Genomic DNA, 14944 nt, shown 5'->3' with positions numbered 1-14944 from the left:
TGTAGGTTTTTAGAATTGCAAAGGTCTGAAAATAGACCTTAAATACCAGTACACTGCTGGCTTATTTTATGGAGTTTTTTAACAGAAATTCAACAGTGTCCACTCCGTCTGCGTAATCGGAAAGGTCTGGTTTCTGGGCCTTTCCGAACGGGATTGCCCCAGGAATGACCATATCTCCCACCAGGCACTGAATAGACTCATTGTTTTGTTCAAGAAGGTGCTTTAATGCTTCTTCCGACTCGTAATGCTCATAGAAGAGGGTCCCGATAGGCGAACCGAAACCGGTATCCTCCTTTAATAAGAGGAAGTCATTATCCAGCATCTGGCTACCGCTCATCAGGTATACCGCCTTATTGTAATCGTAATTATTGGCATACTTATGATGGTTTATGACATCCCGGAACTCATAAAAAGCTTTAAATAAGTCAGAGAAGTCATAGTTGCCGGGAACGTACAATTTCGAAACGCTGCGGCATCCCATCCCAAAATAACGAAAGACATCTGACGCCAGCCCGCTGAGGTCTGCCTGCGTTTCTTTGCCGTTAAGCACGGCAACGCTATTTCTGTTTTTACGTATAATGTGCGGTTTATCTGCAAAATAGTATTCGAAATATCTGCTGGTATTGTTGCTGCCTGTGGCGATAACAGCATCGAAATTATCCAGTTGGCCCGTCGTAAATTCCATGCAACCTTCTAAATCCGGATCGTATTCCATTAGTTTTTGGGCCAGAAAAGGCAATAATCGCTGGTCTTTTGCAGAGCATTTAACCAGGGCCTTGTGCCGGCATACCAATACAGACAAAAAATCGTGGAAGCCTACAAGCGGGATGTTCCCCGCCATAATCAGGGCAACTGTTAAGGGATTTTGGGCTGGCAGTGTATACCTGCCAAGCCAGTCGCTTAGGGTTTCTTCTCTCAGATTTCCGGCCCATGAGTGCAAGGCAAACAGTATTTCTGCCTCTGTAAACCAGGCATTTTCGGCTGTTGCCCTCAGCAGCACCTCATCAAAAGCACTGAATGGAGCAGGCACTGATTTAAAAGCATTGTCTCCGGCAGTCTTGTATGCGACATATTCCCTGAGAAAGGAACCTAATTTCACCAATGCGGGTAGAGAAGAATAGTGTTGGCTCATAATATTTGTTGGAAAATGGTTTAGCCATTACCTTTGTGCAAAAATAAAGATACACTGCGCCTGAGACAAACCCTCGGCCGGGTATTTACCTGAAAAAGAAAACTATGGCAATTATCATCACAGACGAATGTATTAACTGCGGGGCCTGCGAACCGGAATGTCCGAATACGGCAATCTATGAGGGTGCCGATGAATGGCGCTACAGTGATGGTACTTCCCTCAGCGGCAAGGTAATGCTGCCCGATGGTAAGGAGGTGGATGCAGATGCGGTTCAGGAACCCATCAGCGATGAGGTTTATTACATAGCGCCCGATAAATGTACCGAATGCATGGGCTTTCATGAGGAACCCCAATGTGCGGCAGTCTGCCCGGTAGATTGTTGTGTTCCGGATGAAGATCATGTTGAAACCGAAGAGCAACTCCTGGGCAAGCAACGCTTTATGCACCCAGAGGATTAAACTATTCGGACACCCTGAAATTTTTCATTTCCTGTAAGGGAGCAATAATTTCGGAATCCTGCCAAATGGTGGGTTCGTATTGTGTCAATTTTATAACCGGTACTTTTTTTGGTTCCTTATAGGCTAGCAGTTCTGCACTTTGATCAGTACTTGCAGGCCGAATCAGCAGGAGTTCATTTTCCCGGGTGCCACCTTCTAGAAGAAAGTCAAAGCGCACTTTTTTACGACTGGCACTGTTTTCAATGAATTTAAGGCTCCGGTGCAGGTAAATGTAGTTACCCATCTGTCTTTGAATGAAATAGGGCTTGTAAAGGCCTTCAATATCTTTTTGAAATATAACTGTGCCCCTATGGAGGTTTTCAATAAACTTAATCCCCAGAAGCAATTTTAAATTTACTTTCTGACCCTCCTTTCCCTTAGCGTACTCGTAATCTGCTTTCAGGACGGCAAAATTAATTGCGTCTACATAGAGCGTTCCAGTGAATTTAGCCTTTGAGCGCCTGGGTATAAAACCGAGGGCATACACGTAGTTTCCATTAAAATAGGTGGCCTTTTTAAAGGAATAACTGTACAAATCCCCATCCAGGAAATTCAGCAAGCGGCTTTCCGGTTTCCAACTCGCAATTTTAAGCAAGGACATAGATTTTTTTTTCAGGTACTTCAGCTCCATACTGTCTGATGGTTTACTTTCTTCGAAGGCCTCCTTCAGGGAAATACTGTCCTCTATTTTAAATATCCCTGTTTTAACTTTGTAGGTCTGGGTGCTATCCAAATGTGACAGGATTATCTGCTGGGCCCTTTCCTGGATTTTATCCGTAGAATAATTCTTTTTGGAATCGGTAAGCTGTGTGGCTCGTTGCATGCGGAAGGTGCTGGCCGTATCGGAATCGATTCTGAGCAGGCCCTTAAAATCGAGGAAATCCTTCGCTTCGCTGGCTATAATTGCATCCCCCAACCCCTGTAATTCCTTGTCCGCTGCCTCTATTTCCCTGCGATTCAGGTCTGAGGCTTTTTCCAGTTCTAAATCCAGATCGTCAAATTGCATGTATTCCGATTTCCGGTAAAAAAGCTCATAGGCAGGTTGCACAAGCCCGTAGTTTACCTTAAGGCGATCCCGCACATTTGCGATGATTTCATCCGCATCCGGAATCCGATTGGACAATTGTACCTCGTTGAGGTTGATAGCCGCTGGTTCAAGCGAAATCTCGGTAAGGGAGGCCGAAAGTTTCCCTGTTTGGACAGCGGTGGTCCTGTACCCCATACAGGAAATCTCAATTCCGCTTGCTTCCAGGGTTCCGATGTCTATAGTGAAATAACCTTCTTCGTTGCTTATTGTTCCCCTGTCGGTGCCGGTTTTGATAGTGGCGAAAGGGACGGGTTCGCCGTTGGAGGCGTCCAGCAACCTGGCGGTGTAGTTCTGCCCGAAGCCGGGGATTACCAATAAAAATGCTATACTAAACAGTATTTTTTTCATTATTCTGAAGTCTTCCATGGCTTAGACGATGCGGTTGGCGTATTGTTACGCATTGTTTGGAATTAATTTGCAAACACTAACCATTAGCACCAGGCTTTAGAAAGGTAAAATAGAACTATATTTGCAGCCATAAAAATCAGGGCTGTTTCTTATGGCCTTTCCTAAGTGAGCGAGAATTATGAAAGCTGGAATAGTTGGCCTCCCAAATGTGGGCAAATCCACCTTATTTAACTGCCTTTCCAATGCAAAGGCCCAAAGTGCGAATTTCCCCTTCTGCACCATAGAACCGAACATAGGGGTGGTTAATGTGCCAGACCCCCGTCTGCAGGAGCTTGAAAGCCTCGTAAAACCCCAGCGTGTCATTCCGGCCACTGTTGAAATTGTAGATATTGCGGGCCTGGTCAAAGGGGCCAGCAAAGGTGAGGGGCTGGGAAACCAGTTTCTTGGCAACATTCGCGAGACAGATGCCATTCTGCACGTACTTCGCTGCTTCGACAATGATAATGTAGTACACGTAGATGGCTCTGTTGACCCGATTAGGGACAAGGAGACCATAGACATGGAACTGCAGCTCAAGGATCTTGAAACCGTGGAAAAACGCCTGGAGCGGGTGGGGCGCACCGCCAAAACCGGCAATAAAGAAGCACAACAGGAAGCCGAAATATTGCAGCTGTTGAAAAAGAATCTGGAAAGCGGGACTTCGGTAAGGGCCATATCCCTGCCGGAGGAGGGGTATCAGGCCTATGTAAAACCGCTTCAGCTTATTACAGACAAGCCGGTCTTATACGTCTGCAATGTGGATGAGAGTGCAGCAACCTCCGGGAACGCCTACGTGGAACAAGTCCGCGAGGCAGTAAAAGATGAACAGGCTGAAGTGCTCGTACTGGCGGTAGCCACCGAAGCAGATATCAACGAACTGGACACTTACGAAGAACGCCAGCTCTTTCTCGAAGACCTGGGGCTTGAGGAGCCGGGCTCTTCCAAACTGATCCGGGCTGCCTACAGGCTCCTGAATTTACAGACCTATTTTACGGCCGGGGAAAAAGAAGTAAGGGCATGGACTATTCCGGTTGGGTCAACAGCCCCTCAGGCAGCCGGGGTAATTCACACGGATTTCGAAAAGGGTTTTATAAGGGCTGAGGTTATTTCTTTTGATGATTACCAGAAGTACGGAAGCGAAGCCAAAGTCAGGGAAGCCGGTAAAATGCGGGTTGAAGGCAAGGAGTATGTGGTTGCGGACGGGGATGTGATGCACTTCCGTTTTAACGTTTAGTGGCTTAAAAGCTGCTGAATTCAAAGGAAAAGGCCATAAATAGGGTATATCAACAAACATTGGGCGTATTGTTAATTACTTTAGCATGCCCTGATTTTGATTTGTTAGCCTAAATTTTATATTAGCAGGGATAATCTCCGAATTTATGTCTCAAACACAATATACCGAAGATAATATCCGCTCTTTGGACTGGAAGGAGCATATCCGTATGCGCCCCGGGATGTATATCGGAAAACTGGGAGACGGCTCCTCCCAGGATGATGGAATATATATCCTGCTCAAAGAAGTCATCGACAACTGTATCGATGAATTTGTTATGGGAGCCGGAAAGACCATTGAAATCAGCATCAAAGAGGATAAGGTAAACGTCCGGGACTACGGGCGTGGTATTCCGCTGGGGAAGGTTGTGGACGTTGTCTCCAAAATGAATACCGGAGGAAAATACGATACCCGTGCCTTTAAAAAATCCGTGGGGCTCAATGGGGTGGGGACAAAGGCTGTTAATGCACTTTCCACTTTTTTCAGGGTAGAGTCTAACCGGGACGGCAAATCCAAGGCGGCTGAGTTTCAAACCGGGGAATTGGTAAATGAGGAGTTGCTTGAAGAAAGCTCGAGAAGGAGGGGCACCAAGATAACTTTTACTCCGGATGAGAGCATTTTCAAAAAGTACAAATACCGCAATGAGTATGTGGAACGCATGCTCCGCAATTACGTGTACCTGAATCCCGGCCTGACCATTGTTTTTAACGGGGAAAAATTCTATTCCGAGAACGGCCTGAAAGACCTTCTGGAAGACTACAACAGTCCGGACGACCTGCTGTACCCTATCATTCACTTAAAGGGAGAGGATATTGAAGTGGCCCTGACTCACAGCAAGACCCAGTATAGCGAAGAATACCACTCTTTTGTCAACGGACAAAATACGACACAGGGCGGGACGCACCAGGCTGCTTTCCGCGAGGCTTTGGTAAAGACCATCCGGGATTTTTACGGAAAGAATTACGATTCCTCGGATGTCCGGAAATCGGTAATTGCAGCGATATCCATAAAGGTAATGGAGCCGGTTTTCGAAAGCCAGACCAAAACCAAGCTGGGCTCTACCGACATGGGGGGAGACCTGCCTACCGTTCGGACCTACATAAATGATTTTGTGGGCCGCCAGCTGGATAATTACCTACATAAAAACCCGGAAACCGCTGAAAAAATACAGCGGAAAATAATGCAGGCCGAAAAGGAGCGAAAAGAGCTGTCCGGAATTCGGAAACTTGCCAGGGAGCGGGCCAAAAAGGCAAGCCTGCACAATAAAAAACTCCGGGATTGCCGCATCCACCTGGGTGATATGAAAAACGAGCGAAGGCTTGAAAGCACACTGTTTATCACTGAGGGAGACTCAGCTTCGGGCTCTATAACCAAATCGAGGGATGTAAACACACAGGCCGTTTTTAGTTTGAGGGGAAAACCGCTGAACTCATACGGCATGTCTAAGAAGATTGTGTACGAAAATGAGGAATTCAACCTCCTGCAGGCTGCTTTAAACATTGAAGAATCTATAGAAGACCTGCGATATAATAATATCGTGATCGCAACGGATGCCGATGTTGACGGGATGCATATCCGTTTGTTGCTAATTACCTTTTTCCTGCAGTTTTTTCCGGAACTGATCAAGGAGAACCATCTGTACATACTGCAGACACCCCTGTTCCGGGTACGAAACAAGAAGGAAACGATTTATTGCTACAGCGAGGAAGAAAAAAAGGCAGCATTGGTAAAATTAAGCGGGAAACCGGAGATTACCCGTTTTAAGGGTCTGGGGGAAATTTCACCCGATGAGTTCAAGCATTTTATTGGGGATGATATCCGCCTGGAACCCGTAATGCTTGATAAGGCTATGTCAATTGAGGAGTTACTGAAGTTTTATATGGGGAAAAATACCCCGGACCGGCAGGAATTCATCATAGAAAACCTCAAGGTCGAAGTGGATCTGGTACAGGAAAATCAAATTTAAACAGGATTAGGATTCTTTCCATATGGAGGAAAATGAGAAGGTGACGGACCCGGAGGGTAGCCATGAAGAGAATCAGCAGGATGCCCTGACCCGGGTAACCGGTATGTATAAGGATTGGTTTCTGGACTACGCCTCGTATGTTATCCTTGAACGGGCGGTCCCGGCCATTGAAGACGGCTTTAAACCCGTGCAAAGGCGAATAATGCATGCGCTCAAGGAAATGGACGACGGGCGCTATAACAAAGTAGCCAATGTAGTAGGGCATACCATGCAATACCACCCGCATGGAGATGCCAGCATTGCGGATGCCATGGTGCAAATAGGGCAGAAGGACCTGCTTATTGACACACAGGGGAACTGGGGTAATATCCTTACCGGAGACGGGGCTGCGGCCTCGCGTTACATTGAGGCCCGACTTTCAAAATTTGCCCTGGAGGTTGTCTTCAGCCCGAAAATAACCGAATGGCAGCTGTCTTATGACGGGCGTAAAAAAGAACCCGTAAACCTCCCTGTAAAATTTCCACTCTTGCTGGCTCAGGGAGCTGAAGGAATTGCAGTGGGTCTTTCTACGAAAATACTTCCGCACAATTTCAATGAACTGATAGATGCCTCTGTCAAACATTTGAAAGGACAGCGATTCAAGCTTTTCCCGGACTTCCCAACGGGGGGCATCATCGATGTCACCAATTACAATGACGGGCTCAGAGGAGGTAAGATAAGGGTGCGTGCAAAAATAGCACAATACGATAAGAACACCCTGGTAATTAATGAAATACCCTATGGCACCAACACCTCTTCTTTAATAGACTCCATCCTTAAAGCCAATGATAAGGGGAAGATTAAAATCAAAAAAATTGAGGATAATACGGCTGCCGAGGTTGAAATCCTGATCCACCTGCCTTCCGGTATTTCTCCGGACAAAACTATTGACGCCCTGTATGCCTTTACGGCCTGTGAATCATCCATTTCGCCCCTGGCCTGTATCATTGAAGATAACAAGCCCATCTTTATAGGAGTGAGCGAAATGCTGCAGCGCTCTACAGACAATACGGTGGAAATGCTTAAGGAAGAATTGCAGATTCAATTGGGGGAGTTGGAAGAGCAATGGCATTTTGCCTCCCTGGAGCGTATTTTTATTGAGCATCGTATCTACCGCGACATTGAGGAAGAAAAGACATGGGAGGGCGTTATAAAGGCCATAGCAGCCGGATTAAAGCCCCACACAAAGGAACTGAAAAGAGAAGTTACTGAAGAGGATATTATCAGGCTCACAGAGATACGCATCAAGAAAATTTCGCGCTTTGATCTGAACAAGGCCCAGCAACAGCTGGATGAATTACAAGCCAAAATTGCTGAAACCAAACACCACCTGGCACACCTGGTCGATTTCGCAATCGCTTATTTTGATTCTTTAAAAAAGAAATACGGAGCAGGTAGGGAACGCAAATCCGAGATCCGCATTTTTGATGAAATTGAGGCCACCAAGGTGGTTATCCGGAACACCAAGTTGTACGTTAACCGTGAAGAAGGTTTTGTGGGGACCTCGCTGAAACGGGACGAATACGTCACAGACTGCAGTGACATCGATGATATAATTGTATTCACCAAAGAAGGCAAGATGATGGTGACCAAGGTAGACTCCAAAACCTTTGTCGGCAAGAATATAATCCATGTGGCGGTTTTTAAGAAGAAAGACAAGCGCACTACCTACAATATGATTTACAAAGATGGCAGGGGCGGGGCAGCCTATGTGAAACGGTTTAATGTTACCTCCATCACCCGCGATAAGATGTACGACCTGACCGCCGGTAAAGCGCAGTCTGATGTCTTGTATTTCAGCGCCAACCCCAATGGCGAGGCTGAGATAGTGACAATCAACCTCCGGCAGGCGGGCAGCATTAAAAAACTAAAATGGGATCTCGATTTTGCCGATGTCCTGATCAAGGGAAGGGGTGCCAAAGGGAATATTGTTACCAAATACTCCGTAAAACGCATCGAACTGAAGGAGAAAGGCCTTTCCACCCTGAAACCGAGGAAGATTTGGTTTGACGACACTGTCCAACGCCTCAATGTGGACGGCAGGGGGGAATTGCTGGGCGAATTTACTTCTGATGACCGCCTGCTTATTGTCAATCAGAAGGGATGGGTTAAAACGGTCATACCTGAAATTACGATGCGCTTTGACGATGACATGATTGTCCTTGAAAAATGGCGTCCGGAAAAGCCGCTCTCGGCTATTTACTGGGAAGGGGAGAAGGAGCTGTTTTATGTTAAGCGCTTTCTTATTGAAAATCCGGACCGGGAAGAAAATATCCTGACGGACCACTCCAAATCTTACCTTGAAAAGATTTTTACCGACTTCAGGCCTGTTGCAGAAGTGGTCTTTGCAAAGAAAAGGGGGCAGGAGCGTAAACCCAACTGGGAGGTAGACCTTGAAGGTTTTATATCGGTCAAGGGGATTACTGCCATGGGCAACCAGCTAACCAGGGAGAAGGTCCTGGAGATAAATGCCAAAGATCCGCTGCCGTATTCAGAACCAGAGAAAGTAGATGCCAAAGATATGGAGGTGGTTGACGAGGAAAATATCACGGAATCACCAGAGGATACAGAAAAAGGAGACGCTTCTCCAAAAAAAGGGCGCTCCTCAAAGGATGATAAAGAACCCGGAGAATCAGACGGGCAGCCAACTCTCTTTTAAATCTGCACATTATGAAATCTTTTTTCAATGAATTCAAGCAGTTTGCCATCAAAGGCAACATGATTGATATGGCCATTGGAATCGTTATCGGGACGGCCTTTAACAACGTGGTAAACACCATTGTAAAAGAAATAATAACGCCGCCCCTGGCCTATTTTACAAGTACGGTGCAATTTGCAGACATGCGTTTTGTGATTCGGGAGGCCAGTGAAACAGCAGAAGAAATAGCCCTGGGGTACGGAGCGCTTCTGGAAGCGCTAATAGATTTTACGATTATTGCCCTTACGATTTTCCTTTTGATAAAAGGGATGAACCGTATCCGGTCCAGGGCGGAAGATCCGGAAAACAGCAAGGAAGTAACCCCAAAAAATATTGAGTTGCTTTCCAGGATTGAAAAACTGATGGAAGAGCAGAATGAATTGCTTAAAAAACGAAGTGTTTAAAACTATTGTAGATTGGGGCTCAATATACTTTCGCCTACCGATTTTTATTAGTATCATTGGAGCCACACTACCTAACCCAAATTTTGGTTTTAATTAAGAATGGATTTTACCAACCCCCTGGTATACGGAGTACCCTGTTTTATTGCTTTTATTATTCTCGAACTTGCTTACAGTAAAACCCATGGGGATGATCATCTCTACCATTGGAAAGACCTGTTTGCAAGCGGATTTATGGGAGTGGGTTCTGCATTTTTAGGAGCACTATTCAAAGTAGTGCTTGCAATTGCCCTTTTTGAAGGAACGTATGAGGTTTTCAACCCTGTAAATGCTGAAGGTGTTCGGACCAACATTATGGGTTATGAATCTTTTGGTTATGCCTGGTATGTCTGGTTGCTCTGCATGCTGGCTGACGACTTTACGTATTACTGGTTCCACAGGGCCAATCATGAAGTGCGCATCCTCTGGGCAGCCCATATTGTGCATCACTCTTCAGAAAACTTTAATCTGGGTACGGCAATTCGAAACGGATGGTTTACCATCGTTTACAAGCCCTTTTTCTATGCCTGGCTGCCAGCTATTGGCTTTCCGCCCGAAATGGTGCTGGTTTGCCTCGGAATAGAAGCCCTCTGGCAATTTCAATTGCATACGGTATATGTCCCAAAACTGGGTTTCCTGGAAAGGTTTATCAATACACACACCATGCACCAGGTTCATCACGCACAAAACGTGGAGTACCTGGATAAGAATCACGGGGGCATCCTCAATATCTTTGACCGGATGTTCGGCACCTGGAAACCCCTGGATGATGCAGTGGATATAGAATACGGCGTTATACATGCTCCGGAATCCTACAATCCCCTGGTGATACTCACGCACGAATTCAAGGATATCTGGCGGGATGTCCGGAAATCCAAAAACGTCAGGCATGCATTTATGTATGTTTTCGGGCCTCCGGGATGGAGTCCTGACGGAAGCACCCTTACGGTTAAGCAACAGCAAAAGCTTTACAGGGAGTACAAGAAAAAGGATCTTAAAACGGCCTTTTTGCGGCCCAATTAAACAAAATATACACTCCTGAAACTTCTAATGTCAGGGGTTTTCTTCTACTTCTTCTTCTTTGGAGTTTCGGTTTTTAAGTCTTCTTAAATCCAGGAATTCCACCATTAACGAAAAGGCAATCGCAAAATACAGGTAACCCTTTGGAATGCTGCCTACCTCGTTGTCAAAGACTACCAGGTGGGAAAGGTGAGCCGCTTCTGCAATCAGCATAAAGCCGATAAGTATCAGGAATGAAAGCCCCAGGATCTGAATAGAAGGGTGGCGGCTGACAAAGTTGCCTACCGGGTTGGCAAACAGCATCATAATAATTACGGAGATCACTACAGCTACAATCATAAGGATAAGCGCATCGTTGGGATTTGGAGAGATCCCGTTGGTCATCCCTATAGCCGTTAGTATAGAGTCAAAGGAGAAAACGATGTTGATTACGGTGATTTGCACAATAGCATTCATAAGGGATTTGGACTGTGCTTTCTTGACTTCCCGTTCATCATGACCCCGGTCTTCAACTTTTTCGTGTATTTCCTTGGTGCTTTTGTATAACAGGAATAATCCCCCAGCGAATAGTATAAGGGCCTGCCAGCTAATACCTCCATGGATCCAGGATTCTTTAAGGATGAGAAAGGGCTTTTTGAGGGAAGTTAGCCAAGTGATTCCAAAGAGGAGGAGGATACGCATTGCCATGGCCAGAACCAGACCAACATTGGTGGCTTTATTGCGTTGTTTGCGCTGGAGCTTTCCGGCAGCAATGGAGATGAAAATGATGTTGTCTATCCCCAGGATGATTTCCAAAAATGTGAGGGTGAGAAGGGCAATCCAGGCATCCGGGCTGCTGAAAATATCGAACATTCTCAATTGGTTTTTATGGCCGTACCCCTCGAAGTTTTGGTGCTTCCGACCAGTTTGTACTCAAAAGTATAGGAATTATCCGTGGTAGACAATATTTTCATATGGATGGGCTTCTCCTCATTGCGGTTTTTGGGGTTCAGGTTGGTCAGGATATATTCACAATCATTGATCCAGCGAACGGAAGCAGAATCTACCACCCCTTTAAACTCCGAGATTTCAAGATCCCCGGTTCGCCTGAATCGGGTGGTTATTTCAGCCCCTTCCAGTTCTGTGGTAAAAGTAAAGGTCCCGGTTTTAAAGGAGGTACAATCCCGCTTGGGCTGATAACAATTGATAAGGAGCAATAAGATGGGTAGCAGGCACACTTTTTTCATGGGAGCAAAGATAGGAAACCTGCAAGCCTTTTGCCAGCCTCAGTTAAGGGAATCAAAAGCTTCGAAACTTCCATCCGAATAGAGAACCAGCACTTTTGATATCTCCTTTGATGTATTGACGAGCTCCTTTTCCGGCAGGGAGGAAACTTTGGCTGCGGTTTGTTTTTCCGATAGGGCAGGAAAGCTTCCTTTGCCATTGAGTAACCAATACAGATTTACCTCAGGATATTGCTGAATTACCTTCATCACAAAATCGAGACTGGGCTTGTTCCTCCCGCTGAGCAAGTGTGAAATGCTGGATCGCTGTACCCCGATGGTATCTGCAAAAGCAGTAGCGCTAAGGTCGTAATACGACATTATTTTTTCTAAACGGGATTTAAAGGCTTCGTTGTTTACCATGATAAACAGTATTTAATAAGGTTATCTCAAAAACGAGCTACTACATTCTATTATATTTATAAATAGGCTTTAAATGAAATGTTATAATGCATTGGAAAACAATAGTATAGGATTAATTTTGTATTTGACGTTTACAATTGTATAAAATCAAAGAGTATTCCTAATATATAATATACAAATGTAACTTTTAATTATACAATTGTAACCTAAATAGCGACTAAATTTGTAAGGTTAAATCAATAGAGTATTGGACAAGGAGTACGAGAAAATTAAATTCACTCAGATAAGCGGTCGGTATTTGCCTTCGGATAAGATAGCTGCATTGGCATCAAAAAACTATCCTTCTGACAAGTGGCGTACAGCTGGTTTTTCGGTACTGGGAAAAGCAGTTTACAACATCAGATTAGGCCAGGGGGCAAAACGAATTCTAATGTGGTCCCAAATGCATGGGAATGAATCTACCACTACCAAAGGCCTTTTGGATTTTATGGCATGGCTGCATTCGGGCACTGAAACCAGTAAGAAGTTTATGGATCATTTTAGTTTTTCACTGCTCCCCATTCTTAATCCGGACGGGGCGGATCGCTATACCCGTTTTAATGCAAATGAAACAGACCTTAACCGGGATGCCGTAAATCAATCTCAGCCGGAGAGCACGGTACTCCACAGGGAGTATGAGGATTTTCAGCCGGACTTTTGCTTTAATTTGCACGACCAGCGTACCATGTATAATGTAGGTAGCAGCAGGGTTCCTGCTACCCTGTCATTTCTTGCGCCGGCCATGGACACCGGGCGTTCGGTTTCCACCAACCGTCTTACAGCTATGCAACTGATAGCATGTATGAATAAAAGGCTTCAGACGATCCTGCCCGGAGGGGTGGGGCGTTATGATGACACCTTCAACCCCAATTGCGTAGGTGACCATTTTCAGTCCCTGGGTACGCCAACACTTTTATTTGAGGCCGGTCACTACCCCGGGGATTATGGGCGGGAAAGCAGTCGTTATTATTTTTTTAAGTCATTGGTATTTGCGCTTGAAGGTATCATGACAGGAGATTATGCCTCCTTTGCTCAGGACGATTATTTAGGTATCCCTGAAAATGGAAAACAGTTTGAGGATATCCTGATCCGAAGGCCGGACCTAATCAGTGATAAACACCAGCGCGACACCATCATAGGTATATGTTTTAAGGAGGTTCTCTTAAACGGAGAAATACAATTTGTGCCCGAACTCAGTGAGAAGGAGGGTAAAGAAGAGCTGTTCGGACATCAGGAATGGGATTTAAGCCAGCCCGAACAGATGGCGTTGTTGCAAAAACAACCCGGTATAATCAAATTAATTTCCTGAATAAAAGCGGTAAAAATTACACATATTGCAAAAAAAGAATTCGTTTGTTAAATAATATTTTATAATTACGTATTTTTGGCAAAAATATCGTTAATAATGGGCAAGATTAAATTAGACGAAATAGACCACCAGATCCTGGACATGTTAATAGACAACACCAGGACACCTTTTACCGATATAGCCAAGAAACTCCTTATTTCTGCGGGTACGGTTCACGTGCGTGTTAAGAAAATGGAAGAAGCCGGAATTATAAAGGGTAGTTCTCTAACCCTGGATTACGTTAAACTCGGTTATGCATTTATCGCTTATATCGGGATTTTCCTGGAGAAAACCCATCAAACCAAATTTGTGATGGAACGCCTGGCGCAGATCCCGAATGTGACTGTGGCCCATATCACCACCGGCAAGTTCAATATCTTCTGCAAAATCCGCGCGAAGGATACCAATCATGCAAAAAATATCATCTTTAAGATAGACGATATAGAGGGGATAAGCCGCACGGAGACGATGATTTCGCTGGAAGAGAGTATCAACGATAAAAAACGTTTGATGCACACCATATTTAACGAACTGTAAGCCTCTGCTTCGCAAACAAATTTAAATGCTGCTCTCTGCACTACCCGCTGCTGCCTGTCCGGAATATTATAAACCCTACCTGCAGGTATTAGGCGAGGTAGAACTCCTGGACCAGCTTAAAAATCAAAGCAAAAACTTTCCAAATTTTATAAAAAGTATCCCTGAGGCGGCATGGACATCCTCCTATGCAGCGGGAAAATGGACAATAGTCGAAGTACTGCTACATATTCTGGATACCGAGCGCGTCTTCCAGTACAGGGCTTTGCGATTTGGCAGAAATGACAAAACTTCCCTTCCGGGCTTTGACCAGGACCTCTATGTTCCACAGAGCCAGGCCAATCAAAGAAGTAAGCAAAGCGTATTGGCTGAATACGGTTCCATCCGGGCTGCAACTATCAGCCTATTTGAAACTTTTTCAAAAGAGGAGCTGGTCAGACAGGGAACCGCCAGCGGCGTCCCTATTAGCGTTGCAGCTCTGGGGTTCATCATCTGCGGGCATCAGAAACATCACCGCAACATTATACGGCAACGATACCTCAACACGGATCAGTCTTCGGGCAGCACGTAATTCTCTGTAGCTCCGTCGTATTCTGTTTCCAGACCGAAGGATTCGGAAAAGGTATCGGAAGATGCCAAATCATCAAAGTATGCCAATAAATCGGTCATCCCCTGATTGATCTTTACCAGATAGAGTGTGTCGCTGGTGGGCAGCTCCACTGCTTCAATCCAGTCGCCGCTTGGTTTTTTAAAAGCCAGGATGTCGTCATCGCCATAACCCCCCGGGTAACGCTGTAAAAATAAGGCTGCCAGTTCCGGGCTAAGTTTTTTGAAATCTGTAATAACTCGTTTCATCACT

General features: G+C 45.3%; 15 protein-coding genes. 9 read left to right on the top strand and 6 right to left on the bottom strand.

The features are described from left to right. Window positions 1-61: 61 nt before the first annotated feature. The gene (locus tag ACT6NU_RS13830; protein WP_445382263.1) at window positions 62-1132 is read right to left on the bottom strand and encodes an acyl-CoA reductase; all 1071 of its coding nucleotides are present in this window, start codon (window positions 1130-1132) and stop codon (window positions 62-64) included. A gap of 104 nt (window positions 1133-1236) precedes the next feature. On the opposite strand from ACT6NU_RS13830, the gene ACT6NU_RS13825 reads away from it, so the two are divergent. Then, window positions 1237-1590 carry a 4Fe-4S dicluster domain-containing protein gene (locus ACT6NU_RS13825; RefSeq protein WP_445382262.1) on the top strand — a complete coding sequence of 118 codons (354 nt, stop codon included), beginning with the start codon at window positions 1237-1239 and terminating at the stop codon, window positions 1588-1590. Window position 1591: 1 nt separating this feature from the next. Here ACT6NU_RS13825 and ACT6NU_RS13820 read toward each other — a convergent pair whose 3' ends face one another. Further along, a complete protein-coding gene (locus ACT6NU_RS13820) occupies window positions 1592-3064 on the bottom strand; it encodes a carboxypeptidase-like regulatory domain-containing protein (RefSeq protein WP_445382261.1) in 1473 nt (490 codons plus the stop codon). A gap of 178 nt (window positions 3065-3242) precedes the next feature. On the opposite strand from ACT6NU_RS13820, the gene ychF reads away from it, so the two are divergent. The 5 genes from ychF (at window position 3243) to ACT6NU_RS13795 (ending at window position 10542) form a co-directional block, all read left to right on the top strand. Next, window positions 3243-4337, top strand: a complete 1095-nt coding sequence (ychF, locus tag ACT6NU_RS13815) for a redox-regulated ATPase YchF (protein WP_445382260.1) — start codon at window positions 3243-3245, stop codon at window positions 4335-4337. A 145-nt stretch (window positions 4338-4482) separates the two neighbouring features. Beyond that, a complete protein-coding gene (locus tag ACT6NU_RS13810) occupies window positions 4483-6342 on the top strand; it encodes a DNA topoisomerase IV subunit B (protein WP_445382259.1) in 1860 nt (619 codons plus the stop codon). 22 nt (window positions 6343-6364) lie between these two features. After that, window positions 6365-9040 (top strand): DNA gyrase/topoisomerase IV subunit A, encoded by a 2676-nt coding sequence (locus ACT6NU_RS13805; RefSeq protein WP_445382258.1) that lies wholly within the window; start codon window positions 6365-6367, stop codon window positions 9038-9040. A gap of 11 nt (window positions 9041-9051) precedes the next feature. Beyond that, window positions 9052-9483, top strand: a complete 432-nt coding sequence (mscL, locus tag ACT6NU_RS13800; RefSeq protein ID WP_445382257.1) for a large conductance mechanosensitive channel protein MscL — start codon at window positions 9052-9054, stop codon at window positions 9481-9483. 99 nt (window positions 9484-9582) lie between these two features. Next, the gene (locus tag ACT6NU_RS13795; protein ID WP_445382256.1) at window positions 9583-10542 is read left to right on the top strand and encodes a sterol desaturase family protein; all 960 of its coding nucleotides are present in this window, start codon (window positions 9583-9585) and stop codon (window positions 10540-10542) included. A 30-nt stretch (window positions 10543-10572) separates the two neighbouring features. Here the strand turns inward: ACT6NU_RS13795 and ACT6NU_RS13790 are convergent, their stop codons facing one another. Genes ACT6NU_RS13790 through ACT6NU_RS13780 form a run of 3 tightly spaced genes read right to left on the bottom strand, consistent with a single transcriptional unit; the run spans window position 10573 to window position 12164 of the window. Then, window positions 10573-11391 (bottom strand): TerC family protein, encoded by an 819-nt coding sequence (locus tag ACT6NU_RS13790; protein WP_445382255.1) that lies wholly within the window; start codon window positions 11389-11391, stop codon window positions 10573-10575. 2 nt (window positions 11392-11393) lie between these two features. Further along, window positions 11394-11765 (bottom strand): DNA topoisomerase IV, encoded by a 372-nt coding sequence (locus ACT6NU_RS13785; RefSeq protein ID WP_445382254.1) that lies wholly within the window; start codon window positions 11763-11765, stop codon window positions 11394-11396. Between the two features lie 39 nt (window positions 11766-11804). After that, window positions 11805-12164, bottom strand: a complete 360-nt coding sequence (locus tag ACT6NU_RS13780) for a helix-turn-helix transcriptional regulator (protein WP_445382253.1) — start codon at window positions 12162-12164, stop codon at window positions 11805-11807. A gap of 247 nt (window positions 12165-12411) precedes the next feature. On the opposite strand from ACT6NU_RS13780, the gene ACT6NU_RS13775 reads away from it, so the two are divergent. The 3 genes from ACT6NU_RS13775 to ACT6NU_RS13765 all read left to right on the top strand — a co-directional run bounded on the left by ACT6NU_RS13775 (window position 12412) and on the right by ACT6NU_RS13765 (window position 14656). After that, entirely contained in the window at window positions 12412-13512 is a 1101-nt protein-coding gene (locus ACT6NU_RS13775; protein WP_445382252.1) for a M14 family metallopeptidase, read from the top strand. Between the two features lie 96 nt (window positions 13513-13608). Continuing rightward, window positions 13609-14088 carry an Lrp/AsnC family transcriptional regulator gene (locus ACT6NU_RS13770; protein WP_445382251.1) on the top strand — a complete coding sequence of 160 codons (480 nt, stop codon included), beginning with the start codon at window positions 13609-13611 and terminating at the stop codon, window positions 14086-14088. 25 nt (window positions 14089-14113) lie between these two features. Further along, window positions 14114-14656 (top strand): DinB family protein, encoded by a 543-nt coding sequence (locus ACT6NU_RS13765; protein WP_445382250.1) that lies wholly within the window; start codon window positions 14114-14116, stop codon window positions 14654-14656. Here the strand turns inward: ACT6NU_RS13765 and ACT6NU_RS13760 are convergent. Beyond that, complete coding sequence (locus ACT6NU_RS13760; protein ID WP_445382249.1) at window positions 14635-14940, bottom strand: hypothetical protein; 306 nt, start codon at window positions 14938-14940, stop codon at window positions 14635-14637. The genes ACT6NU_RS13765 and ACT6NU_RS13760 overlap by 22 nt on opposite strands. Window positions 14941-14944: the final 4 nt, after the last annotated feature.

The organism is Robiginitalea rubriflava (assembly GCF_052540725.1).
The sequence above is the reverse complement of the archived record's forward strand: the minus strand, read 5'-3'. Positions and strand labels throughout refer to the sequence as shown.

Excerpts from the sequence above, each read along its gene's own strand:
- ychF (WP_445382260.1), top strand. The coding sequence starts at position 3,243 with ATGAAAGCTGGAATAGTTGGCCTCCCAAATGTGGGCAAATCCACCTTA.
- ACT6NU_RS13825 (WP_445382262.1), top strand. The coding sequence starts at position 1,237 with ATGGCAATTATCATCACAGACGAATGTATTAACTGCGGGGCCTGCGAA.
- ACT6NU_RS13830 (WP_445382263.1), bottom strand. The coding sequence starts at position 1,132 with ATGAGCCAACACTATTCTTCTCTACCCGCATTGGTGAAATTAGGTTCC.
- ACT6NU_RS13785 (WP_445382254.1), bottom strand. The coding sequence starts at position 11,765 with ATGAAAAAAGTGTGCCTGCTACCCATCTTATTGCTCCTTATCAATTGT.
- ACT6NU_RS13770 (WP_445382251.1), top strand. The coding sequence starts at position 13,609 with ATGGGCAAGATTAAATTAGACGAAATAGACCACCAGATCCTGGACATG.
- ACT6NU_RS13795 (WP_445382256.1), top strand. The coding sequence starts at position 9,583 with ATGGATTTTACCAACCCCCTGGTATACGGAGTACCCTGTTTTATTGCT.
- mscL (WP_445382257.1), top strand. The coding sequence starts at position 9,052 with ATGAAATCTTTTTTCAATGAATTCAAGCAGTTTGCCATCAAAGGCAAC.
- ACT6NU_RS13790 (WP_445382255.1), bottom strand. The coding sequence starts at position 11,391 with ATGTTCGATATTTTCAGCAGCCCGGATGCCTGGATTGCCCTTCTCACC.
- ACT6NU_RS13780 (WP_445382253.1), bottom strand. The coding sequence starts at position 12,164 with ATGGTAAACAACGAAGCCTTTAAATCCCGTTTAGAAAAAATAATGTCG.
- ACT6NU_RS13805 (WP_445382258.1), top strand. The coding sequence starts at position 6,365 with ATGGAGGAAAATGAGAAGGTGACGGACCCGGAGGGTAGCCATGAAGAG.
- ACT6NU_RS13760 (WP_445382249.1), bottom strand. The coding sequence starts at position 14,940 with ATGAAACGAGTTATTACAGATTTCAAAAAACTTAGCCCGGAACTGGCA.
- ACT6NU_RS13820 (WP_445382261.1), bottom strand. The coding sequence starts at position 3,064 with ATGAAAAAAATACTGTTTAGTATAGCATTTTTATTGGTAATCCCCGGC.
- ACT6NU_RS13765 (WP_445382250.1), top strand. The coding sequence starts at position 14,114 with ATGCTGCTCTCTGCACTACCCGCTGCTGCCTGTCCGGAATATTATAAA.
- ACT6NU_RS13810 (WP_445382259.1), top strand. The coding sequence starts at position 4,483 with ATGTCTCAAACACAATATACCGAAGATAATATCCGCTCTTTGGACTGG.